Annotated in this window: 17 protein-coding genes and 2 tRNA genes; 7 read left to right on the top strand and 12 right to left on the bottom strand. The window is 54.1% G+C overall.

What is annotated here, in order from left to right; all coding sequences use genetic code 11:
- Positions 1-6: 6 nt before the first annotated feature.
- From ABIE64_RS05585 to ABIE64_RS05560, 6 genes are all read right to left on the bottom strand, one after another.
- Positions 7-1689: a methyl-accepting chemotaxis protein gene (locus ABIE64_RS05585; protein WP_354376858.1), complete on the bottom strand. Its 1683-nt coding sequence runs from the start codon at positions 1687-1689 to the stop codon at positions 7-9.
- 235 nt (positions 1690-1924) lie between these two features.
- Positions 1925-3610 carry a methyl-accepting chemotaxis protein gene (locus ABIE64_RS05580; RefSeq protein WP_354376857.1) on the bottom strand — a complete coding sequence of 562 codons (1686 nt, stop codon included), beginning with the start codon at positions 3608-3610 and terminating at the stop codon, positions 1925-1927.
- 263 nt (positions 3611-3873) lie between these two features.
- Complete coding sequence (locus ABIE64_RS05575; protein ID WP_354376856.1) at positions 3874-6351, bottom strand: DNA translocase FtsK; 2478 nt, start codon at positions 6349-6351, stop codon at positions 3874-3876.
- 47 nt (positions 6352-6398) lie between these two features.
- Entirely contained in the window at positions 6399-7607 is a 1209-nt protein-coding gene (locus ABIE64_RS05570; protein WP_354376855.1) for an aminotransferase class I/II-fold pyridoxal phosphate-dependent enzyme, read from the bottom strand.
- A gap of 384 nt (positions 7608-7991) precedes the next feature.
- Positions 7992-9320, bottom strand: a complete 1329-nt coding sequence (locus ABIE64_RS05565; protein WP_007088724.1) for an ammonium transporter AmtB — start codon at positions 9318-9320, stop codon at positions 7992-7994.
- A gap of 23 nt (positions 9321-9343) precedes the next feature.
- Complete coding sequence (locus ABIE64_RS05560) at positions 9344-9682, bottom strand: P-II family nitrogen regulator (RefSeq protein WP_007088725.1); 339 nt, start codon at positions 9680-9682, stop codon at positions 9344-9346.
- A 487-nt stretch (positions 9683-10169) separates the two neighbouring features.
- On the opposite strand from ABIE64_RS05560, the gene ABIE64_RS05555 reads away from it, so the two are divergent.
- Positions 10170-11396: a UbiH/UbiF/VisC/COQ6 family ubiquinone biosynthesis hydroxylase gene (locus ABIE64_RS05555; protein ID WP_354376854.1), complete on the top strand. Its 1227-nt coding sequence runs from the start codon at positions 10170-10172 to the stop codon at positions 11394-11396.
- Positions 11397-11599: 203 nt separating this feature from the next.
- Positions 11600-12259: an OmpW/AlkL family protein gene (locus ABIE64_RS05550; protein ID WP_007088727.1), complete on the top strand. Its 660-nt coding sequence runs from the start codon at positions 11600-11602 to the stop codon at positions 12257-12259.
- Positions 12260-12391: 132 nt separating this feature from the next.
- On the opposite strand, the gene ABIE64_RS05545 is transcribed toward ABIE64_RS05550, so the two are convergent.
- The 5 genes from ABIE64_RS05545 to ABIE64_RS05525 form a co-directional block, all read right to left on the bottom strand.
- Positions 12392-12778 (bottom strand): gamma-butyrobetaine hydroxylase family protein, encoded by a 387-nt coding sequence (locus ABIE64_RS05545; RefSeq protein ID WP_354376930.1) that lies wholly within the window; start codon positions 12776-12778, stop codon positions 12392-12394.
- A 14-nt stretch (positions 12779-12792) separates the two neighbouring features.
- Positions 12793-12981 carry a Trm112 family protein gene (locus ABIE64_RS05540; RefSeq protein ID WP_007088729.1) on the bottom strand — a complete coding sequence of 63 codons (189 nt, stop codon included), beginning with the start codon at positions 12979-12981 and terminating at the stop codon, positions 12793-12795.
- 20 nt (positions 12982-13001) lie between these two features.
- A complete protein-coding gene (locus tag ABIE64_RS05535) occupies positions 13002-13688 on the bottom strand; it encodes an LON peptidase substrate-binding domain-containing protein (protein ID WP_037990752.1) in 687 nt (228 codons plus the stop codon).
- Entirely contained in the window at positions 13685-14611 is a 927-nt protein-coding gene (gene trxA / locus ABIE64_RS05530; protein WP_354376853.1) for a thioredoxin, read from the bottom strand. The genes ABIE64_RS05535 and trxA overlap by 4 nt, the downstream gene beginning before the upstream one ends.
- 135 nt (positions 14612-14746) lie before the next feature.
- Complete coding sequence (locus tag ABIE64_RS05525) at positions 14747-15256, bottom strand: prolyl-tRNA synthetase associated domain-containing protein (protein WP_007088732.1); 510 nt, start codon at positions 15254-15256, stop codon at positions 14747-14749.
- Between the two features lie 217 nt (positions 15257-15473).
- On the opposite strand from ABIE64_RS05525, the gene ABIE64_RS05520 reads away from it, so the two are divergent.
- The 4 genes from ABIE64_RS05520 to ABIE64_RS05505 all read left to right on the top strand — a co-directional run bounded on the left by ABIE64_RS05520 (position 15474) and on the right by ABIE64_RS05505 (position 17716).
- Positions 15474-15548, top strand: a tRNA-Gly gene (locus ABIE64_RS05520).
- A gap of 35 nt (positions 15549-15583) precedes the next feature.
- Positions 15584-15658 (top strand) — tRNA-Gly (locus ABIE64_RS05515).
- A 69-nt stretch (positions 15659-15727) separates the two neighbouring features.
- Complete coding sequence (locus ABIE64_RS05510; protein WP_354376852.1) at positions 15728-16402, top strand: DUF488 domain-containing protein; 675 nt, start codon at positions 15728-15730, stop codon at positions 16400-16402.
- A 156-nt stretch (positions 16403-16558) separates the two neighbouring features.
- Entirely contained in the window at positions 16559-17716 is a 1158-nt protein-coding gene (locus tag ABIE64_RS05505; protein WP_354376851.1) for a calcium-binding protein, read from the top strand.
- A 12-nt stretch (positions 17717-17728) separates the two neighbouring features.
- Here the strand turns inward: ABIE64_RS05505 and fabI are convergent, their stop codons facing one another.
- Positions 17729-18487: an enoyl-ACP reductase FabI gene (fabI, locus tag ABIE64_RS05500; RefSeq protein ID WP_007088735.1), complete on the bottom strand. Its 759-nt coding sequence runs from the start codon at positions 18485-18487 to the stop codon at positions 17729-17731.
- Between the two features lie 371 nt (positions 18488-18858).
- Here fabI and ABIE64_RS05495 point away from each other — a divergent pair, with 371 nt between their 5' ends.
- Positions 18859-23694: an NAD-glutamate dehydrogenase gene (locus ABIE64_RS05495; RefSeq protein WP_354376850.1), complete on the top strand. Its 4836-nt coding sequence runs from the start codon at positions 18859-18861 to the stop codon at positions 23692-23694.
- The last annotated feature ends 235 nt before the right edge of the window (positions 23695-23929 follow it).

The following is a 23929-nucleotide window of genomic DNA, read 5'->3' as shown; positions in this document are numbered from 1 at the left end:
GTTTGATCAGGCGGCCCGGATGTTGGCCAGGAAATCGTTGATTTGGGACATCAGGACGTGTGACTTGTCGCTAAGGCTTTCCGCAGCATCCATGACTTCGCCAGAAGCGCCTCGTTCGTCTTCGGCAGAGTGCCTGAGGCCGTTGACATTGCGTGACACTTCCTTGGTTCCCTCGGCGGCTTCGGACACATTACGGGCGATTTCACCCGTGGCTGCATCCTGTTCGCTGACGGCTGCGGCAATTCCACCTGCAACTTCGTTCAATTCGTTCATCCGACCCGAAAGGTGCTGGATTGCGCCCAGCGCATTTTGTGTCGATGACTGGATATCGTTGATCTGGGTTGCGATGTCTTCGGTTGCGCGGGTGGTCTGATTGGCAAGGTTCTTGACCTCGGCGGCCACCACGGCAAACCCTTTACCAGCTTCTCCCGCCCTTGCTGCTTCAATGGTCGCATTCAGTGCAAGAAGGTTTGTTTGTTCTGCAATCGACTGGATCAATTCAACAACTTCGCCAATCTTGTCGGATGCATTTCCGAGCGCAGCAAAGATAGAGCTGGCTTCCTCGGCTTCTTCGGCACCCGACTGGGCAATCTGCGAACTACGATTGACCTGAAGTGTGATTTCATCAATCGCGGCGGCAAGCTGTTCGGCGGCGGAGGCAACAGTGTCCACATTTGCCGCCGCTTCTTCGGTTGCCGCCGCAACAGCGGTGGCTTGGTTGGTTGTCGATACCGATTGATCCATCATGTGGCTGGCTGTGCTGCGAAGCTGCGTTACCGCTGCATTAACAACTGTCAGGTTCCCGGCAACCTCTGTTTCAAAGTTGCGGATCATTGCATCGATCTTTTTGGCACGCTGAAGCTGTGCTTCCTGGTTTTCCTGCTGTTCACGTTCAAGTTTGTCAGCTTGGATCCGGTTCTCGCGGAAAATCAGCAAGGCCCGTTGCAGGTCGCCAATTTCATCTTTGCGATCTGAATTTGTGATGGCGATTTCGGTATTGCCGTTTGCCAGATTGTTGATCGCGGTGGTGATCGATTTAAGCGGACGAGATGTCGACCGGTCGATCATGACGCCGAGGACAGCGATGATGAAAAGCATGGCAAATGCGACCACAATATTGGTAATCGCGCGCTGCCAGAATAATGCATCAACATCATCAATATAAATGCCGGTGGCAACGATCCAGCCAAACGGTGCGGCTTTGGCATAGGAAAGTTTGGGGAATGTGCCTTCCTTCCCCGGCTTGTTCCAGGTGTAAGGGACAAAAACACCGTCGCGCTGTCCGGCAGCCTTTGCCAATTCTACAAACAGTGCAATTCCGTTCGGGTCCTTGATGTCGCGGCCTTGCTTGCCATTCAACTGTGGCTGGACAGGGTGCAAAACAATTCGGGTATCCGGCTTGAATACAAAAACGTAATTGTCATCGCCAAAACGTTGCGCATTCAAGGCTGCAAGCGCCTGCTCTCGGGCATCTTCATCCGACAATTGTCCGTCTTTGGACAGTTGCTGATAATGCTCCAGGGTTGTGTTGGCCATTTCAACAACATTGCGAACAGTGTTTTTGCGATCATCAACCATGGTCGCGCGAAGGTTGATCAAATCAATTGCTGAAAGAGTGGTCAACGCAAGCGCAACGAGCACCAGAACCAGTCGTAGTTTTGTCGATATGGAAAGATTGGATAGGGTCATGAGCGTTTCCAGATAAGCCGTTGGTGGCATTCACGCCTCATCTCCAAAACGTGTGGGGACGGTGTTTCTGCCGGTTTTGTTATTCTTTTCCGGTTTTAGGCTTTTTCTAGACTGGAAATCTTGCGATAGATCAAAATCAACTGAAAGTTGCTTTTTGTCTTTTCCGAATGTGCCGTCCCAAAATACGTTGACGGTTTTCAGGACGGCACAGCTGAAAGTTCAGTATCAGATTGGCTTATGCCGCCCTGATATCGTTCAGGAACTGTTTGATTTGCTCCATCAGGTTTTGCGATTTGCTGTTCAGGCTGCCGGATGCCGCCAGAACCTGACCGGATGCTTCACGTTCTTCTTCGGCGGCCTTGCGCAAGCCGACGACGTTTTGCGCGACATCCTTGGTGCCGGTTGCGGCTTCGGCAACGTTGCGGGCAATTTCGCCGGTTGCTGCATCCTGTTCACGTACGGCGGCGGCAATGCTTGCCGAAACTTCGTTCAGTTCCTTCATCCGACCCGAAAGGTGCTGGATCGCGCCCAGTGCATTCTGGGTCGATTCCTGAATGCCGCCGATTTGACCGGCAATGTCTTCGGTCGCGCGCGTGGTCTGGTTGGCAAGGTTTTTGACCTCGGCCGCAACCACGGCAAAGCCTTTTCCGGCATCACCGGCACGGGCGGCCTCGATTGTGGCGTTGAGTGCCAGAAGATTGGTTTGCTCGGCAATCGACTGGATCAGTTCAACCACTTGCCCGATTTTGTCGGAAGCCGTTCCAAGTTCTGCAAAAATCGTACTTGCGTCATCGGCTTCGTTTGCACCCGACTGTGCGATATCAGAGCTTCGCGAAACCTGCGACGTGATTTCATCGATGGATGCAGCAAGCTGTTCTGCCGCGGCTGCAACGGTATCGACATTGGCTGCTGCCTGTTCGGTTGCCACGGCAACGTTGGCCGCACGGCTCGTGGTTTCGTCAGACTGGCTGGCCATGCCTGTTGCCGTAGTGCGTAATTGCTCCAACGCGCTGTGAACCGTCGACAGATTGCCTTCGACTTCGATCTCGAAACTTTTAATCAGCTTTTCGACCTTTTCCGCGCGGGCAATCTGGGTTCTGTGCGTATCTTTCTGTTCCCGTTCAAGCTTTTCGGCCTGTTCGCGGTTTGACCTGAAAACATCAAGTGACCGGGCCAAGGCACCGATTTCATCACGCCGATCTGTTTCGTTTGTGGTGACGCTGGTATCGCCTTGGGCCAGTTTGTTAAGCGCCTCGGTGATCATTCGCAAGGGTCGGGTTGTTGATCTGTCAATCGCAAGTCCGGCCATTCCGATGACGATCAGCATGGAAATCGCAACAGCGATGTCATTGATGGCGGTTTGCCAGAAAATGTCATCAACATCATCGATATAAACGCCGGTTGTTATCACCCAGCCCCACGGCTTGAATGTTTCGGCATAGGCCAGTTTGGGAAATACCCCGTCATGCCCCGGTTTGTTCCACTCATAGGTCAGGAAACCGCCTTCGGGATGACGTGCTGCCTTGACCATTTCATCAAGGATCGGGACACCGTTGACATCAATCACCTGTTTACCGTTCTGGCCGTTCAGTTTTGGCTGGATCGGGTGCAGTATGACCTTGGTATCAAGACCCAGTACAAACACATAATTATTGTCAGCGTAACGCGCATTCTGAATAAACTCTGTTGCACGGGTCTGCGCTTCGTCGAGGGTGATCTCACCGGATTTGGCGAGCTGATCATAATGGCTAAAGATCGAACGGGTCATATCGACGACTTGCCGGACATTGGCTTTCTTTTCTTCGACCAGTGCAGATCGCAGGGTCACAAGATCAAAGACCGCCAGACCGCCCAGCGCAAAAGCCGTCATTACCAGTACCATCCGCAATTTGGCGGAAAGCGAGAAATTGGAGAGTTTCATCGGGTTCTCCGTGTTTGGATGTAAACGGCGGAAACTGCATGCAGCAAAAGCTGTCAGATCAGCATAACTGCAACATAGGGTTGTGCAGATGTGCGGTTTTATAAAAAGAGCTTTGCCAATTGTTCCTGATCGAAATCAGAAAACCCGTGATAAGATGAAGAATCCTCAGTGAAATCAGTATCGCGGCGAGATCTGCAAATGAAAGAGGGATGCACATGGCATCCCTCTTTCATTTGTTGTTGATATTTTTGGTTGCACGACGATCAGTATTCGTAAGGCGATCCGTCCATGTTTTCCATCAGGACTTCACGTTTGCCGACATGGTTGGCCGACGAAACAATGCCGTTTTCTTCCATCTGTTCGATGATTCGGGCTGCGCGGTTATACCCGATAGACAATTTGCGCTGAATGAAGCTGGTGGATGCCTTTTTCTCGCGCAGGACAATGCCGACAGCCTGATTATACAGATCATCATCCGATCCATTCCCACCACCGTCTGAACCGCCGCCACCGGCCATATAAGCCGCGACCGGGTCTTCTTCGGGTTCTTCGGTAACGGTTTCGAGATAGGCCGGGTCGCCCTGATCGCGCAGATGGGCGACGATGCTTTCGACTTCCTCGTCCGATACGAACGGGCCGTGGACACGCTGCAATCGGCCACCTTGCCCCATATAGAGCATATCCCCCTGACCCAGAAGCTGTTCGGCACCCATTTCGCCAAGGATGGTCCGGGAATCGATTTTCGATGTCACGGAATAGGAAATTCGGGTCGGGAAGTTTGCCTTGATCGTACCGGTAATCACGTCGACCGACGGGCGTTGGGTTGCCATGATCAGATGCAGGCCAGCGGCACGGGCCATCTGTGCCAGTCGCTGGATCGATGCTTCAACATCCTTGCCTGCCACCAGCATCAGATCGGCCATTTCGTCGACGATGACCACAATAAACGGCAGTGGCTCCATCGGCAGTTCCTGATCTTCAAAGATCGGTTTGCCGGTTTCGGGATCAAAGCCGGTCTGAACGCGCCGCGTCAGCTGTTCGCCCTTGGCCGCTGCTTCCTTGATGCGTTTGTTATAGCCCGCGATGTTACGCACACCGACCTGGCTCATGGCGCGATACCGGTCTTCCATTTCGCGCACCGCCCATTTAAGGGCGACAACCGCCTTATGCGGGTCGGTCACAACCGGCGTCAGAAGGTGCGGGATACCGTCATAAATCGACAGTTCCAGCATTTTCGGATCGATCATGATGAAACGGCATTCTTCCGGCTTCAGGCGATAAAGCAGCGACAGGATCATCGCGTTCACACCAACCGATTTACCCGAGCCGGTGGTACCGGCAATCAGCAGGTGCGGCATCTTCGACAGGTCGGCAATAACCGGCGTCCCGCCGATATCCTTGCCAAGGCTCATATTGAGTTTGCCGGTATTCTTTTCGAAATCGCTCGATGCCAGAATTTCGTGCAGATGTACGGTTTCGCGGCGCGCGTTTGGCAATTCGATACCGATGACATTGCGCCCCGGTACCACCGCGACACGGGCGGCAATCGCGCTCATGGAACGCGCGATATCATCGGCCAGGCCGATCACGCGTGATGACTTGACGCCTGCTGCCGGTTCAAGTTCATAAAGGGTAACAACCGGCCCGGGGCGAACCTGAACGATTTCGCCCTTGACGCCGAAGTCCTGAAGAACGGTTTCCAGAAGGCGGGCATTTTGCGCCAATGCTTCCTGATCAATCTGGGTTGCGTCTGCCGGGTCGGGTTCATGCAAAAGGCTAAGCGGCGGGAATCGGTAATCGTCTGATCCAAGATCAAACGACGCCTGACGCTGGGCCGATGCTTTTTCGCCGGGCTGTAATTTTGCCGCCGGGGCTGCGACAATATGAACCGGCGGCGCATGATCGGCGTCGTTGTAATCGTCTTCTTCGATATCATCGTCCTTGTTATGCGACGATGTTGCCGCTTGCAGACGGGTACTGATCGCAGCGCCAAGGCCGGTTTTGCCTTTTTCTAGCGACGGTTCCTGACGCATGCGGGGATTGCGGGCTGCTGTCCGTTCGCCCGGGCGGTCATCTGTTGAATTGCCAGGAATGGCGCGGCCGATTGCGGAAATGATACCGCCTGCGATACGCGACAGGATCGAGCCGACTTTCTGCCATTCAGACATGTGATAGGCCATGCAGAACATGGTCAGGAAAAGACCAAGTACCATTGCAATCAGCGCAATCAGCGGACGTGCACCTGGCACGCCAATCATTTCGAACCCGTATTGAAGCTTGGAAAGCAGCAGATCACCGGCAAAACCACCAAACCCGACCGTGAGCGGCCAGTGCATACCCGGTCGGACCGCGGCAGCCGCGGTGGAGACCATCAGCAGGGCAAGCGGCAAAACCAGAAAACGTGCCCACATCCAGTTGAACGGCCGAACCGCAATCAGCCGCAGACCCCAGCCGAGGATCAAGACAGTAAGCAGCGCCGATGCCAGACCCAGCGTGCGCAACAACAGATCGGCGGTATAAGCCCCGAATGTTCCAAGCGGGTTGAAGATCACATCGCGATCAGCCGCATGGTTGAAAGACGGATCACCGGGATGAAAACCGATCAGCATCATGAAAAGGGCGATTGCTGCGCCAACCAGCGCAAGCCCGCAAAGCTGCAATCCGCTTCGTTTCAGCAGATTGACAAGACTGCCCGGCATAAAGGCGGTGCTGCGTGCGAGAAGGTTGGACTGACTGCTCATCGGGGTATCCGTTGTCGTTTCGTCGCTGTTGATCGGGCAGACTTGGTTCAGCTCAGGGCATCGGCGATACGTCGAAGCCCTTCGCGGGTGGTTTCAAGGTCATGAACAAGGGCAATGCGGATAAAGCGTTTTCCGGGATTGTTGCCATCTGCATCCGTGATCGACAGATAACTGCCCGGAATGACTTTTACCCCGGCTTCCACCCATATTTTTTTGGTTGCGGCTTCATCATCACCGACATCAAGCCACAGGAAAAAGCCCCCCGGCGGGCGATAGAAACCAAACCGGTTGCCAAAAATTTCCTGCGCGACATCAATCTTGGCGCGATAAAGATCACGGTTTTCCGATGCGTGGGCATCATCGGCCCACAGTTCGGCGGATGCGGCCATGATCGGCATCGGAATCGTCGCCGAGCAATAGCTGCGCAATGCGTTGAAGCGTTTGATAATCACGGGATCACCGGCAACGAACCCTGAACGAAGGCCCGGCGCGCTGGATCGTTTTGACAGGCTATGGAAAACAACCACATTATCCATCCTGCCGCCCTGCGCCGCACAGATTTCAAGGGCACCAACCGGGGCTTCGCGATCATAGATATCGGCGTAGCATTCATCCATCGCCAGAACGAAATCATGTTCCTGCGCCATCGCAATAATGCGTTCAAGATAGTCGCGCGATGCAACGGCCCCTTGCGGGTTCGCCGGTGAACACAGGAAAAACAGGCGGCACGCCTTAAGTGTTTCGATATCGATCTGATCAAGATCCGGCATGAAACCGGTTTCCGGTCCCGCCGCCAGCGGCACCATTTCCGCATCATTAAGGACTGCCGCACCGCAATAGACCTGATAGAACGGATTGGGCAAAAGAACCTTGGGTTTCGGGCCGGGCTGATCCTGCGGGATGACACAGGTTGCAATCAGATAAAGCGCCTCGCGTGTTCCGGCGACCGGCAGAATATGAGCATCCCGATCAATCATGCCATCTGGCAGATTGTAACGGCGGTCAAGCCATCCCTTGATCGCGCTGCGCAGTTCCGGCGTGCCGTTTCCCGGCGGGTATTTATGCCAGAGGCTGGCGTATTTCACCATGGCCTCGGTGATCATTGCAGGTGGTTCGTGCTGCGGCTCGCCAATCGACATCACCAATGGCGTCTTGCCGGGTTCAAGCCCCTCTAACAGGGCAGCAAGCCGTGGAAACGGATAGGCGGGCAATTGATCAAGGCGCTGGTTAAACATCGCGTTCGGCATTCCGGTCATGAATGGATCTCGCAGATCGACAGGCGTCAAAATGCAGGTATCCGCAAAATGTGGGCAATCTCCCCTGACTTTACCCCTATGCCAAAAATACAAAGAAAGATTTAAGGGCGGGGGGATTGGCAATGAAAAAGCCCGGAAAGTTGCGCTCTCCGGGCTTTTGGCAGAAAATTCGGGCAAAGAATTGGCAGATCAGCTGGCACGCGGATCATCCTCAGGATAAGGACCGGACGGAACCGTTTGCATGTCTTGTGCTTATCACTGTGCTTAAAAAGGTGGCATGGGCAAAATACAAAAGACCCGCCACTGGGAAATCCCAAGGCGGGTCAATCGGTCTGACAGGCTGGGTGCCATGCGAACATGGCACCCGTCAGGAAATCTGATCGCTTAGAAGCGCTGCGAACCTTTACCGAATTCCGGATAAGCTTCGAGGCCAAGCTCGACAGCATCGCTGCCCAGTGCTTCTTCTTCTTCGCTAAGGCGAATGCCAACCGTGAATTTCAGGATCAGCCACACGATTGCCGATGCAACAATGGTGAAGGCACCCATCGCAACAACACCGGTCAGCTGAACACCAAACGATGCACCGTCATTGGTGAACGGAACAGCCATGGTGCCCCAGATACCGCAGACAAGGTGAACCGAAACCGCACCGACAACGTCATCGATTTTCAGTTTGTCGAGCAGCGGAACCGCAACAACAACCAGAATACCGCCGATGGCGCCGATGATGATGGCGGAACCGATGGTCGGGGTGTCCGGGCCAGCAGTAATCGAGACCAGACCAGCCAGCGCACCGTTAAGTGCCATGGTAAGGTCGACCTTTTTGTAGAGGATCTGGGTCAGGATTGCTGCGGCAACAACGCCACCGGCAGCAGCCATCGAGGTGTTGCCGTAAATGTTGGCAATCGCGATAACGTCAGCAGCCGAACCCATTGCAAGCTGCGAACCACCGTTGAAGCCAAACCAGCCGAGCCACAGAACGAAGGTACCAAGCGTTGCCAGCGGCAGGTTCGAGCCGGGCATCGGATGAACCGAACCGTCCGCACCATATTTGCCTTTACGTGCACCAAGGATGATTGCGCCGGTCAGAGCCGCCCAGCCGCCAACCGAGTGAACGATGGTCGAGCCTGCGAAATCGGCAAAGCCCATTTCTGACAGCCAGCCACCGCCCCAGGTCCATGCACCGGTAATCGGATACATGATACCGGTCAGGACGACGACGAAAATCATGAACGGCCACAGTTTGATACGTTCGGCAACGGTACCGGAAACGATCGAAGCTGCGGTTGCAACGAACACCATCTGGAAGAACCAGTCGGAGGTCGCCGAATACCCGCCAGAGAAATCGCCACCAAGAGCTGCAGCGTCATCAGCGCTCCAGAGGCTGAGCGAACCGATCCAGCCGGAAACGTCCATATACATAAGGTTATAACCGATCAGGTAATACATGATACCTGCAACGGCGAAGAGGGCGATGTTTTTGAAAAGAATGGTCGATACGTTTTTGGTCCGCACCAGGCCGGATTCCAGCATGGCAAAGCCGGCGGCCATCCACATCACCAGCGCACCGCTAAACAGGAAGCTGAAGGTGTTGAGGATGTATTGGGTCTCGGCCGGAACGCCCGCGTCCTGAGCAAAGGCCGGTGACGTGATTGCCAGCGCAGCGGCCCCGGCAAGAGCGGCAAAGCCGGTTTTCTTCATCGGAATGTTCATAATGTCTCCCCTTGTCTCTGGACTTACAGGGCGTCGTCGCCGGTTTCGCCCGTGCGGATACGTACCGCCTGGCTCACATCAAGAACGAAAATCTTTCCGTCCCCGATTTTCCCGGTCTGAGCAGTTTTGGTGATGGCTTCGACAACCTGATCAACCAGATTATCCGTGATCGCGACTTCCAGCTTCACTTTGGGCAGGAAGCTGACCATGTATTCAGCGCCACGATAAATTTCGGTCTGGCCTTTCTGGCGGCCAAAACCTTTGACTTCAGTCACCGTCAGGCCCTGAACGCCAAGCGCGCTAAGCGCTTCACGGACTTCATCGAGCTTGAATGGCTTAATGACAGCAGTAACGAGTTTCATAATATTGCGACCTCCCGGCATATCCGTTGAGTACCGACGTGGTAATCACGATTTCGCAGTCGCAACCTACAAACCAAGAATCGTGCCAGATTCGAAATAAATCTTCTAATGCATTGAATCTTATATATATTCCTCAACAAAGAGGTCATCTGATCGGGTGATGCAAAACGCGGGCAGAATACTAATTGTGCATAGATTTTGGCGCTGATTAAAATTTATGCACAAATTTTAATCAACTATAGCGATCTAAAAATCTGTTTTCCGTCAAGGCGATGTCGTGGCGGCATTGCTGTCATCAGGATCGAGAATGTCCGGATTGACGCAATGTGCGGTATTTTCCTGGTCCGGCTTGTGGCCGTGGTCGTGACGCGGTAAATCAGATGCATCTTTCGGCGGCTGTTTTACGTAAAAACTGTCGAAACATGGATTTTCCAGTCAGGTGTCATACGACTTTGCCCGGCTGGCGCAGAAAGCAAAGGTGTGCACGATGGTTGCTCAGCAGGAAACGATTAAGGCCGATGTCATCATTCTTGGCGGGGGGCTGAATGGTGCGGCGATGGGGCTTGCGCTTGCGCATGGTGGCCTGCGTTCCGTTGTGATTGATTACGCTGACCCCAAAGCCATCCTCACCGCCAATTATGATGGACGTACTTGCGCCATAGCTGCGGCTTCCCGTTCCGTGCTTGATGTGATTGGTGCATGGAAATATATGGCGGACGAAGCCGAACCGATCCTTGATATCAGGATTGCAGACGGCGTAAGTCCGCTGTTTCTTCATTATGATCATAAAGATGTCGGAAACCAGCCTTTGGGCTACATCGTCGAGAATCTGATCACACGTGGCGCGCTTTATCGGGCTATTGCCGAAACCGATCTGGTCGAAATGATCGCACCGGCACGTGTTGAAACCATTGTACGTGATCAGGGCGGCATGACGGTTACATTGGCAGATGGCCGGTCTATCCGCGGCGCGTTGGCCATTGGCGCCGAAGGGCGCAATTCGATGCTGCGGAATTGGGCGGGCATCAAGACCTACCAATGGAGCTACAGGCAAAGTGCGGTGGTCTGTACGGTCAAGCACAAGGTGCCCCATAACGGTCTTGCCGTGGAGCATTTCCTGCCCGCCGGACCATTTGCCATTTTGCCGATGACCGATGATCGTTGTTCGATCGTCTGGACGGAAACAACCGATCTCGCCAATTATCTTGTCAATCTGGACGAAGAGACGTTTGTCGACGAATTGCATCGGCGGTTTGACGGCTACCTTGGTGATCTTGAAGTCATCGGCCCGCGTTTTTGTTATCCGCTCGGTTTGCAGCATGCCTATCGCTACACCGATCCGCGCATCGCCCTGATCGGGGATGCGGCCCATGGCATGCACCCGATTGCCGGGCAGGGGCTTAATATGGGGATACGCGATGTCGCGGCCCTTGCCGAGATTCTTGTCGAAGCCCGCCGCCTTGGTCGCGATATCGGTGGTTCTGATGTTTTGGCTGAATACGAGCAATGGCGCCGGTTTGACAACACCGTGATGCTGGCGGTGACCGATTTGACCAATCGGCTGTTTTCCAATGATGTTGCACCGGTGCGTTGGGCGCGCGATATCGGGCTTGCCGTGGTGCAGAAAATCCCGCCGCTCAAAAAGACTTTCATGTCCCATGCCATGGGGTATGCGGGGACTCTGCCGCGCCTGATGCAGGGTAAACCGCTTTAATCTTCCCCCATCCAGATGGGGATTGATGCAAAAGGCGATCTTTGATTTCTAAAGATCGCCTTTTGGTTTGGTTATCTGCGCTCAGTTAAAAACAATTCAAAATTGTGTCGCTTTTTGTCGTGCTGTGTTGATTTGAGTCAAGCATTTCGCATGTGCGAAGATGCAATGTCCCCATGACGTATTTTTGAATGCAGGGGATAAACATGACACTTACCCGGAAATTGATGACCACAGTGGCCAGCTGCGCTGTTGTTGGCACGATGATGATTGCGGCAACTGGCGCACAGGCGCAGGAAGCGGCATTTAAAACGAAACAGGCAGGCGATATTGTGATTCGCGGTCGTGTCGTCGGGGTTGTTCCGGACGAAGACATCACCAGCGGCACGCTTGCGGGTGAAGGCAAGGTTGATGACGATGTTATTCCTGAAGTGGATTTTTCCTACTTCATTACCGATAACATTGCGCTGGAATTGATCGCTGGTACCTCCAAGCATGATGTGACTTGGAATACCGGGTCCAGCAATCTGGACCTTGGCAGTGTGCGTCTGCTGCCACCGACTTTGACCGCACAATATCACTTCATGGCTGATCAGCGTTTCAGCCCGTATATTGGTGCCGGCATCAATTACACGTTCTTCTATGACAGCAAACCGGGTCAGTTCAATTCCGTCAAATATGACGATGGCTTTGGCTATGCCTTCCAGGCCGGTTTTGACTATGCGATCTCCGGTCCGTGGTCGCTGAACGTTGATGTTAAAAAGATTTATCTGAATACCGACGTGTCGGTAAATGGTGGTGCCACCAAAGCGGATGCCGATCTTGATCCGTGGCTGTTTGGTGTCGGTGTTGGTTACCGCTTCTGATCACTGCCGACGGCAAACTTTCCGGTTTGTTGTCTGATCCCAAGAACGGTCCTGGCTTTGTTGTCAGGGCCGTTTTTGGTTATGGGGCCGGATGGAATGGGCGGCTCATCGAAAACAGGGATGCCTGTTGCCTTAACGGCGCACAGGATCGCGTGACAGGCCGCGCGTTTCAAGGGCGCGAAGGTAATCAGTCCAGAGCTGATCCTGATTGGCATGCAGGTCACGCAGATATTGCCAGCTGAACAATCCGCTATCATGCAGATCATCAAATGTAAGGCGCACTGCATAGTTCCCGACCGGGACGATGTCGATAATGCCGACATGACGGCGGCCGGGGATGATTTTTTTCTCGGACGGATGGTGTCCCTGAACCTCGGCAGACGGGCTTTCGACCCGCAGAAGTTCGGCACTGAATTTTGACGTCAGCCCATCATCCCAGATGATTTCCAGAATGTGCTCATCACGCAGATAGTTGATTTCAACCGGACTGAAACGCGGGGTAAAGCTGTCTTCCGACATGAAAGCCGTCACAATCAGTCTGCGATGACACGGGCTTCGTCGGGCAGCATGATCGGAATGCCATCGCGGATCGGATAGGCAAGGCCCGCCTTGACGCTGATCAGCTCATTCCGTTCGCGATTATATTCCAGCGTTTCCTTCGTGACCGGGCAAACGAGGATTTCAAGCAATTTCGGGTCTACCGGGCTATGTGTCACGGTCATTGTCTGGCCTTCATATCACTTTAATTGGTGGCTGTTTGCGGGGCCCGTGGATGGGCCGCCATTTCCAGCAAGGTTGTCAGCATATCACCGCGATCATACAGGCTTGCGCATTCGAGCAAAGCCTGTTTTTCAAGCGGGCTGAGGCGGCAGCCCATTGCAATGGCCGTCACCAGCATTTCATCATCCGTATCGCTCAGCGTATCCCAGCAGGATCGCAATGAATGCTGGGCAAAATAGCCTTCCAATGCTTGCCGGAGCCGGTCGCGATTGACGGGCTGCAAATCCGGCGATGGCAACAGCAGGTCATCCTTCCATGGGGCGAAATCACCAAGCACTGCACGATATCCGCCACTTTGCATCGGCAGTTCTTCGATGATGTTGAATCGGCAGACACCCGTTAGCGTGATCAGGAAACGGCCATCATCCGTTTCACTGAACGCCGTGATGCGACCCGCACAGCCGGTCTGGAACACCGGCGGATTGTCGGGGTCCATGTGATAGGTGTTTCGCCCGTCCGGGCGTGGCTGAACCATGCCGATCATGCGGTCCTGTCCCAGGGCATCCGCGATCATGTTCAGATAGCGGGGCTCGAAGATATTGAGCGGCAGATGGCCACGCGGCAGCAAAAGCGCACCACTTAGCGGAAAAACCGGCATCGTATCTGGAAGATCCGAAAAACTGGGATCAAAAGGACCGCATATGCTCATGAAAACAAAACCGTCGAAAGTGCGCGGCGCCCCGCAACGCTGGCCGGGTCCATTGGGCCCCAGGCCTCGAAAAATTTAATCAGTTGGGTGCGACCGGCATCGTCGTTCCAGCTGCGATCCTTGCGAATGATCGCAATCATGGCGTTGACGGCTTCTTCGCGCTTGTTGGTGGCAAAGCAGGCCATGCCCAAATCAAACTGTGCCTGCAGGTCCTCCGGATTGGCGGCCACTTTGGCACGCGCAACATCAAGGTCTTCCTTGCTGTAGCCCGTTTCCGCCAGTTCAAGCGCACTGATCGCGGATGCAATCGGCGCTTTCAGGCGGTCTGCTTCGGCCATGTTATCCACAAAATGGCGGGTTTCTTCAATTTCACCCATGGCGACCATGCAGCGGATCATGCCGCCGATTGCTGTTTCGTTTTGCGGTTCACGTTCAAGGACGCCAACATAAAGGCCATGGGCTGTTTCATGGTCGTCATCTGCAAGTGCGCCTGCCGCCTGATCCAGAATTGCGGTAATCGGGCTTTCAATCGGGCCGCCTGCAAGGCGCTCGTAGAAGGCGCGGACTTCGCTTTCGGGCTGTGCGCCCTGAAAACCATCTACCGGTCGGCCACCCTTAAAGGCATAGACCGTTGGAACGGACTGAATGCGCAATTGCATCGCCAGTTCCTGATTCTCGTCGATATTGACCTTGACCAGCTTTACGCGCCCACCAGCTTCGCGTGTGACCTTTTCGATGGTCGGGGTCAGGCTTTTGCACGGACCGCACCAAGGGGCCCAGAAATCGACGACAACAGGCACTTCCATCGAGGGTTCGATGACGTCCTGGACAAATGTTTCTACGCTGCTGTCCTTGATCAGGTCTTTGTCCTGTCCGGCGGTCGGGGTGGCGTTCGCAGCGGTGGCGTCAAGAATGATGGACATTATTGCTTTACTCTCTAATTCTGGATTCTAGATGATGCCGCAACCGCTGTTCGACAAGGGGTCCAACCATAACATTAGGTAAGTCTTATAGCTTAATGTTTCGCGGTAAAAGGCTTTGTGAGCATTTGTTCGGAATCAGAACGAACCAATTTCCTCGTCAAAATCGACAATTCTGATTTCGTAGCCAAGACTGGTGATAAATCGAAGCAGATCATCCGATTGAATTGTCGTGGTTCTATCATTCCGCAAGGGGTGGAAGTTAAGAATGTCGCCTTTGGCCAGCTTTGAATCGAGGGCGAAGTTGACCTTGCGCGCATGATCGTTGATCAGGGCAAACGGTGTGACGGATCCGGGAATGACGCCCAGCGTTTCAAGCAGCAGCTCCGGTTTGCCAAAAGAAAGGCGCGCGCAGCCCAGTGTCTTGTGCAGGTGGTTCATGCGGATTTCGGTATTTTCCTCGGCCACGACAAGCCACAGGGCATCCTTCTTGTCTTTGACAAAAAGGTTCTTGGAATGAAGGCCTGGCAAATCCCCGCGCAGCTTTTGCGAATCCTCGACCGTGAATAACGGCACATGCGCGTGAGTGCTGGTTTTGATCCCAAGATTTTCGAGATAATCGAAAAGTGCGGTTGATGGATCACTCATCCTGTTTTCCTTCTGGCTGGGTCGCGCGAAGATCGTCAGATTGCAATTAGGACGCAAATTGCAGCATGTTGGCGTGATTTCCCTGTTTTAAGGGTAAAAAGTCAAGGAAAACCGCCATTCTGGATGTGGCGGCGATTTGATGGAAAAAAGGGTTGCAATCGCGTTTTGTTGGGCTATTATCCGCGCCGCTCCACAGGGGCAGGAAATACTGATGAATGCGGGCGTAGCTCAGGGGTAGAGCATAACCTTGCCAAGGTTAGGGTCGAGAGTTCGAATCTCTTCGCCCGCTCCATCAGGTGGTTTCCTTGATCATGCTTTCATGATGATGCGGGCGTAGCTCAGGGGTAGAGCATAACCTTGCCAAGGTTAGGGTCGAGAGTTCGAATCTCTTCGCCCGCTCCATGATGAAAGTTTAAAAAGGCTGTCCTTCGGGGCGGCCTTTTTTGTTTCTGTCTTGCGGTTCCTTGTCAGATGTCGTTTTTTGGAAAAATGCACGACAATCAGGACAACGATTACCCCCAAAACATTATCTGGACCGTCGGTTATGCCGGGCATGACCGCGACAGTTTGCTTGCCCTTCTGAAGGGGCAGGATATTACGGCGGTGGCCGACATCCGGACTTTTCGCGGATCGAATTACTGGAAGGCGTTTGACGCCGATACCTTTGGCCCCTTCCTGCGCGAGAACGGCATTGCTTACGTTTTCATGGGCGATCTGCTGGGTGGAAAGCCACAAGACCCGACACTTTATCCGAACGGTCGACTGGACTATGACCTGATGGCAGCACGCTCGGAATTCAGGGCCGGGATTGATCGTTTGATATCGGGTGCGGGCAAATACCGAATCTGTCTGATGTGTGCGGAAAAGGATCCGCTGGATTGCCACCGCACATTGCTGATCGCGCCGGTACTCAAGGCCGCTGGGTTTGATTTGCGGCACCTGGTTTCCGACGGGCGTGTGGAAACCCAGGCAGAAACGGAAAAGCGTATGATTGCGATCAATGGCGGTGATACGGCCGATTTGTTCGCGGCCAGCGCACCGGACCCCGATGCCGATCTGGTTCTGGCCCTTAAGAAGCAAATTGTCAAAGCGGCTCCGCTTGCAGATGACGCAATAAAATCCAGAAAACGGCAAAATAATTTCTAATATTTCATTTCTTAAAACGCGTTATCGCCATTTTTTGAAAATGGTCATTTTGTATAATTCAAGTTTATATTTCATTCTATTTTACGAATGTTGCTGTACGCGGGAATATATATTTAAATCTGCAGTTGATGTTGTCGTCAGTTGCAGGAGGGCGTTGTGGCACTCGTTACCGGAACGGAAGGCAATGATAGCCTTGTCGGATCAAGTGATAATGACACGATTTATGGCTTGGCCGGAGATGATCAGCTTTATGGCGCTGGCAGGGATGACGAGCTAACGGGCGGACCGGGGGCCGATTTGCTTGACGGTGGCCCCGGAGGACGTGATAGCGCCAACTACGATACCGATACCGCAACACAAGGCGTGATTGTTGATCTGCAAGCCGGAACCGGTCACGGGGGCGAGGCACAAGGCGACCGGCTTGTTGGCATCGAAGTGGTCGAAGGAAGTCCGTTTGACGATACCGTAATCGGCGATGACGCAAGCAATGTGCTTTGGGGGCGCGGTGGCAGCGATTTGCTGCTGGGCGGTGACGGCGACGATTTTCTGTACGGCGATTATCTTGGCAATGATCCGGGCAACGACACCCTGCTGGGCGGAAGCGGGAACGATACCCTCACAGGGCGCGACGGCGAGGATACCCTTCTGGGTGGTGACGGGGATGATATGTTAAGCCCCGGTGCCGATGCGGACTATGTCGATGGCGGTGCTGGAAGCGACAAATTGCGCTACAATGGTGATGCCGGTGTTTCGATCAACCTTGAAACCGGTGTTTTTCAGGGCGGCGAAGCCGAAGGCGACGTTGTCCATGATATCGAAAATCTATACGGCACAATCCATGATGACCTGTTAATCGGCGACGCTGGTCGAAATGTTCTGCAGGGACATTTTGGCGATGATGTTCTGCGTGGTGGGGACGGGCATGATGTGCTGCATGGTGGCAATGGGCATGACATCATCGAGGGTGGCGACGGCAACGATTTCCTGCGCGGCAATAGCGACAGATATCCAGAGGATGATGGCCCGGACACGTTTTTGTGGCGGGTGTTTGAAGGCGGTGCCGAACGCGACCGTATTGCCGATTTTGAAACCGGTTCCAACGGTGACAGGCTTCAGTTCGGAATCGAGTTTCAGGAAAAAAGCGGCATCCATGACTTCGCTGATTTTCTAGAGCATGCAGAGGAAACGGACGCCGGGTTGTATGTCGATTTTAGTGATGGTCGGCATTACGATTATGGTGTCCTGATTGAAAATACCGATCTTGCCGATTTCACCGAGGACAATATTGTGTTCGAGGACAGCATGATCGGTTAAAGGCAAATTGCTTTAGCCCATGATGTTATAACCACCATCGATATGGATGACGTCGCCCGTGATCCCGCGTGACCGGTCGCTGGCAAGGAAAGCGGCCAGTTCCCCGATCTCGTCGATGGTAACCAGCCTGCGTCCCGGTGCCCGGCTTTGGGCGGTGGTCATAAGGTGATCAAACTCGGCAATGCCCGATGCCGCCCGTGTCAGAAGGGGGCCGGGTGAAATCGCATGGACCTGAATGTTTTTCGGGCCAAGTTCGGCCGCCATGTATCGGGTGGCACTTTCAAGCGCGGCCTTGACCGGGCCCATCACGCCATAATGATCAATAACCCGCTCCGACCCCATATAGGTGACGGTCAAAAGTGCGCCACCGTCGATCATCAACGGCTCTGCACGCTTTGCCAGTCGCTGGAATGAATGGCACGAAATATCCATCGCGGTCAGAAACCCGTCGCGTGAACAGTCGATCACGCGTCCATGCAGGTCATCGCCAGGCGCAAATGCGATGGAATGCAGGACAAAATCCAGTTTTCCCCATTGATCGGAAATTGCCGCGAACAATCGATCCATCTGGTCTTCGTTCTGAACATCAAGCGGGGTGATGATCGCGGCGTTTAGTCCCTCTGCCAAGGGGCGGACATGCTTTTCGGCCTTGTCGTTCAGATAGGTGATCGCAAGCTCTGCACCCTCCCGGTTGAAAATTCGGGCACAGCCATAGGCAATCGATTTGTCGTTGGCAATTCCGACGATAAGGCCCTTCTTTCCTGCCAGCACTTGGCATCTCCTGCTTTGAGTTGTTTTGCGGATGCGAAGCGGACTCCTGATTCGCAAGCGATACAAAGCTTAAATGATTTTGCGATGCAGCAAAGTGTAAAATTCTGTGACAATCCCCAATTGGAATACAGGGCTCCGTTGATCGGAACCTATTGAGTGAACGATTTTTTTTTGTGCAGAAGCATAGTTTTTAGGCAGATGATCCGCTATGTGTAGCCATGGAAGGAAGCTGCAGTTTTCCGTCATTTCCGGGTGTGGGGAACTTCAGGTTGTCTTCCCAAATACATGTGACATCCGAGGTGTGTAGTGCCGCCCGCAAAGGTCGGCACTTCGGTTCTGGCAAACAGAGCCGATAAAAAGGGAAATTGGACATGAAAGCCCGAAGCGACGACCCGAAACGGGAAGTCATCGACAAGGTTGTCGAACAGATCCAGCAACGCTTGACCGGTAAGATGGCGAAGGATGCAGAAGCATTCGTTCGCCTTTTTTACAAGGATGTACCGCCAGACGACATGGCAGGTCGATCCGTCGACTCGCTTTATGGCGCGGCACTGACATTATATAAATTCGCGCAAAAGCGCCCATCGGCCAATGCCGCCAAGATCCGGGTCTATAACCCCGATCTTGAAGAGCATGGCTGGAAATCCGATCACACCGTGATCGAGATGATCAATACGGATATGCCGTTTCTGGTGGATTCCGTAACGTCTGCGCTTAACGAATTCGATCTGACCGTCCATCTGGTCATCCATCCGATCATGCGTATCGCGCGTGATGATCGTGGTGAATTGCAGTCGGTCGAAGCAGTCGAGAATTCGGATGCGTCGCGTGAATCCGTGATGCATCTTGAAATTGACGAGCAGACCGACGAAGCCGTTCTGCGAAAAATCAGTGATCGTCTGGAAGACGTTCTTACCGATGTCAGTCTTTCGGTCGAGGATTGGCAGGCGATGCTGTCAAAAGTCGCCGAAGTTCTTGATGGCATCAGAACCGCGCCAACCGGTATTTCCGCAGAAGACCAGAAAGAAGCCCAGGATTTCCTCGGCTGGGTTCATAACGACCATTTCACCTTCCTTGGCTATCGCGAATATAAATTCAGCGGTACGGGCAAGAAGGCCAAAGTGGACGTGAATCCGCAAAGCCAGCTTGGGATTCTGCGCCGTGAAGGGACGCATATCTTTGATGAGCTGCGCCAGATCGGCAATCTGTCGACCGAGGTGCAGGCATTTGTCGCCCAGCCAAGTCTTCTGATGGTGACCAAGGCCAACAAGCAGTCAACCGTGCATCGTTCGGTGCATCTCGACACGATTGTCGTCAAGCAGTTCGATGATGAAGGCAAGGTTGTCGGCCAGCATCTCTTTGTCGGTCTGTTCACCTCGGTTGCCTATAACCTCAGCCCGCGCCTCATTCCGCTTCTGCGCATGAAGCTTGCCGAAACCATCAAGCGTGCCGGCTTCCCGCCTGCCAGCCACGATGCCAAGGCATTGGTCAATATCCTTGAAACCTTCCCGCGCGACGAGCTTTTCCAGATCGAACTTGATGATCTGTATCATATCTGCATGGGCATCCTGCATTTGCAGGAACGTCAGCGGATTGCCCTGTTCGTGCGCCGTGATGCCTTTGAACGTTTTGTTTCCTGTCAGGTTTTCTGTCCGCGTGACCGGTTCTCGACGAAACTTCGCATGAAGTTCCAGTCGGTGATCGAAGCCGCCTTTGATGGCAAGGTGACGGCACATTACACATTGATCGGCGATAGCCCCCTTGCGCGGTTGCACCTTCTGGTCAAAACCACGCCGGGTGAGTTGCCGGAATACAATGTTACCGATATCGAACGTCAGCTTGTTGAAACCGCGCGCGACTGGGCTGATACGCTCCGTCAGGTACTGGTCCGTGAAATGGGCGAAGAACGCGGCTTGACCCTTTATCGTCGTTACGGCGAAAGCTTCACCGGCGATTATCGTGATCGGTTCGGTGTTGATACCGCGGCTCTTGATATCGACCGTATCGAGGACGTGATCAAATCATCGGACTTGCGGGTTAATCTGTATCGCCCGATCGAGGCCGCCGAGAACGAGCTGCGCTTCAAGATTTATAACCCCGGTGCACCGGTTCCGCTTTCTGACGTCTTGCCGATGCTTGAAAATATGGGTCTTAAGGTCATTACCGAAAACCCGTTCAAGGTCGAACCACGCGATACCGATGTGAATGTCCGCATTCACGATTTCGGGGTGCTGGTTGACGGCGAATTCCACCTGCATGATGTGCGTGACAAGTTCCAGGAACTTTTCATTCGCATGTGGCATGGCGAAGTCGAAAACGACGCCTTTAACCGTCTTGTTCTGCTGGGCGGGTTGCATTGGCGCGAAGTCGTCATCCTGCGGACCTATGCCCGTTATATGCGTCAGATGGGATCGGCCTTCTCGCAGGATTACATGGCCAAAACACTGGCCAATAACGCCAGTCTCGCCGCTGCAATCGTCGATCTGTTTGTCGCACGTTTTGACCCGGATCGTGATCCGGGGCTGGCCGCCGAAGCCGAGGCCATCGAAGGCGACATTATCACCCGCCTTGAAGATGTGATGAACCCGGACGAGGACCGCATTCTGCGCGCCTTCCTCAACCTTGTTCAATCAACGCTTCGCACCAACTATTTCCAGTATGGCAAGGACGGCAATCCGAAACCCTATCTGTCGGTAAAATTCAATTCCGGCATGGTCGAAGATCTGCCGCTTCCGCGTCCTTGGCGCGAAATATTCGTCTATTCGCCGCGTGTCGAAGCCGTCCATCTGCGCGGTGGTCCTGTCGCGCGTGGTGGTATCCGCTGGTCGGACCGTCAGGAAGATTTCCGCACCGAAATTCTTGGTCTGGTAAAGGCCCAGATGGTCAAGAACGCGGTTATCGTGCCGGTTGGCTCCAAGGGCGGCTTTGTCGTCAAACGGCCCCCGGTCGATGGCGGGCGCGAAGCATTCCTTGAAGAAGGCATTGCCTGTTACAAAACGCTGATGTCCGGGATGCTTGATATCACCGACAATATTGTCGGTGGCGACATCATCCCGCCGGAACGTGTACGCCGTCTTGATGATGACGATCCTTATCTGGTTGTTGCTGCCGACAAGGGGACTGCGACATTCTCGGATATCGCCAATGGTGTGGCCCGTGATTATGGCTTCTGGCTGGATGATGCCTTCGCATCGGGCGGCTCGCAGGGCTATGATCACAAGAAAATGGGCATCACCGCACGCGGTGCGTGGGAATCGGTCAAACGTCACTTCCGCGAAATCGGCAAGGACATCCAGAAAGAACCCTTCACCGTTGCTGGTGTTGGCGACATGTCGGGTGATGTGTTTGGCAATGGCATGCTGTTGTCCGAACAGATCAAGCTGGTTGCGGCCTTCAACCACATGCATATTTTTGTCGATCCCGACCCGGATCTGGCGAAAAGCTTTGCCGAACGGCAGCGACTGTTTGATATGCCGCGCTCAAGCTGGGCCGACTACGATACCAAGGTCCTCTCGAAGGGCGGCGCAATTTTTGACCGCAAGGCCAAGACGCTTGATCCCTCGGCCGAGGTTCGCAAGCTGCTTGATCTTGGCACCGGCAAGGTAACGCCGGCCGACATGATGAAGGCCATCCTGAAATCCGATGTCGAACTTCTGTGGTTCGGCGGGATCGGGACCTATATCAAATCATCGACGGAATCGAATGCCGATGCCGGGGATCGTGCAAATGATGCCATCCGCATCAATGGCAAGGATATCCGCGCAAAGGTCATCGGCGAGGGCGCCAACCTTGGCTGCACACAGCGCGGCCGTATCGAGTATGCCCATGCTGGTGGGCGTTTGAATACGGACGCCATCGACAATGCGGCGGGTGTCAACTGCTCCGATCACGAGGTCAATATCAAGATCCTGGTAGGCGAGGTGGTTGCCGCCGGTGACATGACCGAAAAGCAGCGTAACAAACTGCTGGTCGAAATGACCGACGAGGTCGGCGATCTGGTGCTGCGTGACAACTATCTGCAAAGCCAGGCGATCTCGAACGCCTTTGCCGGGGGCGGGGATGCGCTTGATGCGCAGGTTCGCCTGATCCGGATGCTGGAACGCGAAGGTCGTCTGAACCGGGAAATCGAATATCTTCCCGATGACGAGGAACTGGCACGTCGCACGGCCGCCCATCAGGGCCTTACCCGCCCGGAAATCTCGGTTCTGATGCCTTATGCCAAGCTGTGGCTCTATGACGAGGTGCTTAAATCCGATCTTCCCGATGACCCGATCCTCGTCGAAGAACTGGTGCGGTATTTCCCGACGGCTGTCCGTAAAAAATACAGCGCGGCGATTTCCAGCCATCGTCTGAAACGTGAAATCATCGCGACCGTCGGCACCAACAGTCTGGTCAACCGCGTTGGCGGCACCTTTGTCCATGACATGATGGAAGCAACCGGGCTTTCGGCGGTGGACGTTTCGCGCGGTTATCTGATTACCCGTGCGGTGTTTGGCCTGCGCAAACTGTGGGCGGGTATCGAAGCCCTTGATAACAAGGTTGATGCCAAGGTCCAGATCGCGATGTTCTCCCACATCAACCGCATGGTCGAAGATGTGACCCTGTGGTTCCTGCGCAATTGCGAGGAATTGAATGTCGGGGCGAAGATCGAGCTGTTCCGTCCGGCGGTCGCCAAGGTGATCGAGGCCTTTGACGATATCGTCCCGGCCGATGCGGCTTTCCGCACGACCCTGGATCAGAAATCGCAATCCCTGATCGATCAGGGCGTGCCCGAAGATCTGGCGCGCCGTGTGGCGGCAATGCAGCAGATGGTCGCGGTTTGCGATATCGTCCGCATTGCCGAGGCAACCGGGCGTGACGTCATCGATGTCGGGGCAACCTATTTTGCCATCGGGGCACGCTTCCAGCTTGGCCTGCTGCGTGCAGCGGCCGAGTCCATCGAAGCCGAAACCCATTGGCAGAAACTGGCGCGTGCCGCCGCGATTGATGATCTGTTCGGTCATCAGCGCGAACTGACGCGTGTGGTGCTGTCTTCTGGCACGAACGGCACGGTTGGTGGTGATCTGGTCAGGAAATGGGTCGATGATCATCAGCGCGGTTGTGCGCGGTGTGATCAGCTGATCGATGAATTGCGTGCCGCAGGACAGATCGACCTGTCGATGATCACGGTTGCCAACCGTCAGATCAGGGCCATGGTCGGCGGCTGATCCGCACAGGCAAGGCATTTTCGCAAAAGAGGGCGCTTCGGTGCCCTCTTTTTTTGCCTTCGTCCGGGGGCTGAAATATCCCCCGAAATGTCAGGAGCAACCGGATGCTGTCGGGTTGGTAAATTTTTTGAACCGGATACCGAATGCGAAGTAATTGAATCGATTTAATTTACTGCCATTCTCCTGCCGTTTTTATATGATGAAAACCAAATGAAGTCAGGGGATGCCTTGAAAA

The sequence above is a fragment of the Thalassospira sp. MBR-102 genome, assembly GCF_040549275.1.
GTDB classification, from domain to species: Bacteria; Pseudomonadota; Alphaproteobacteria; order Rhodospirillales; family Thalassospiraceae; genus Thalassospira; species Thalassospira xiamenensis.
The sequence above is the reverse complement of the archived record's forward strand: the minus strand, read 5'-3'. Positions and strand labels throughout refer to the sequence as shown.

Bases quoted from the DNA above. Each gene is read 5' to 3' on its own strand.
- ABIE64_RS05525 (WP_007088732.1), bottom strand. From the start codon at position 15,256: ATGAGTGATCCATCAACCGCACTTTTCGATTATCTCGAAAATCTTGGG.
- trxA (WP_354376853.1), bottom strand. From the start codon at position 14,611: ATGTCCATCATTCTTGACGCCACCGCTGCGAACGCCACCCCGACCGCC.
- ABIE64_RS05555 (WP_354376854.1), top strand. From the start codon at position 10,170: ATGGTTGCTCAGCAGGAAACGATTAAGGCCGATGTCATCATTCTTGGC.
- ABIE64_RS05575 (WP_354376856.1), bottom strand. From the start codon at position 6,351: ATGAGCAGTCAGTCCAACCTTCTCGCACGCAGCACCGCCTTTATGCCG.
- ABIE64_RS05510 (WP_354376852.1), top strand. From the start codon at position 15,728: ATGTCGTTTTTTGGAAAAATGCACGACAATCAGGACAACGATTACCCC.
- ABIE64_RS05535 (WP_037990752.1), bottom strand. From the start codon at position 13,688: ATGAGCATATGCGGTCCTTTTGATCCCAGTTTTTCGGATCTTCCAGAT.
- ABIE64_RS05560 (WP_007088725.1), bottom strand. From the start codon at position 9,682: ATGAAACTCGTTACTGCTGTCATTAAGCCATTCAAGCTCGATGAAGTC.
- ABIE64_RS05565 (WP_007088724.1), bottom strand. From the start codon at position 9,320: ATGAACATTCCGATGAAGAAAACCGGCTTTGCCGCTCTTGCCGGGGCC.
- ABIE64_RS05545 (WP_354376930.1), bottom strand. From the start codon at position 12,778: ATGTCGGAAGACAGCTTTACCCCGCGTTTCAGTCCGGTTGAAATCAAC.
- ABIE64_RS05570 (WP_354376855.1), bottom strand. From the start codon at position 7,607: ATGACCGGAATGCCGAACGCGATGTTTAACCAGCGCCTTGATCAATTG.
- ABIE64_RS05540 (WP_007088729.1), bottom strand. From the start codon at position 12,981: ATGACCGTGACACATAGCCCGGTAGACCCGAAATTGCTTGAAATCCTC.
- ABIE64_RS05580 (WP_354376857.1), bottom strand. From the start codon at position 3,610: ATGAAACTCTCCAATTTCTCGCTTTCCGCCAAATTGCGGATGGTACTG.
- ABIE64_RS05550 (WP_007088727.1), top strand. From the start codon at position 11,600: ATGACACTTACCCGGAAATTGATGACCACAGTGGCCAGCTGCGCTGTT.
- ABIE64_RS05585 (WP_354376858.1), bottom strand. From the start codon at position 1,689: ATGACCCTATCCAATCTTTCCATATCGACAAAACTACGACTGGTTCTG.
- ABIE64_RS05495 (WP_354376850.1), top strand. From the start codon at position 18,859: ATGAAAGCCCGAAGCGACGACCCGAAACGGGAAGTCATCGACAAGGTT.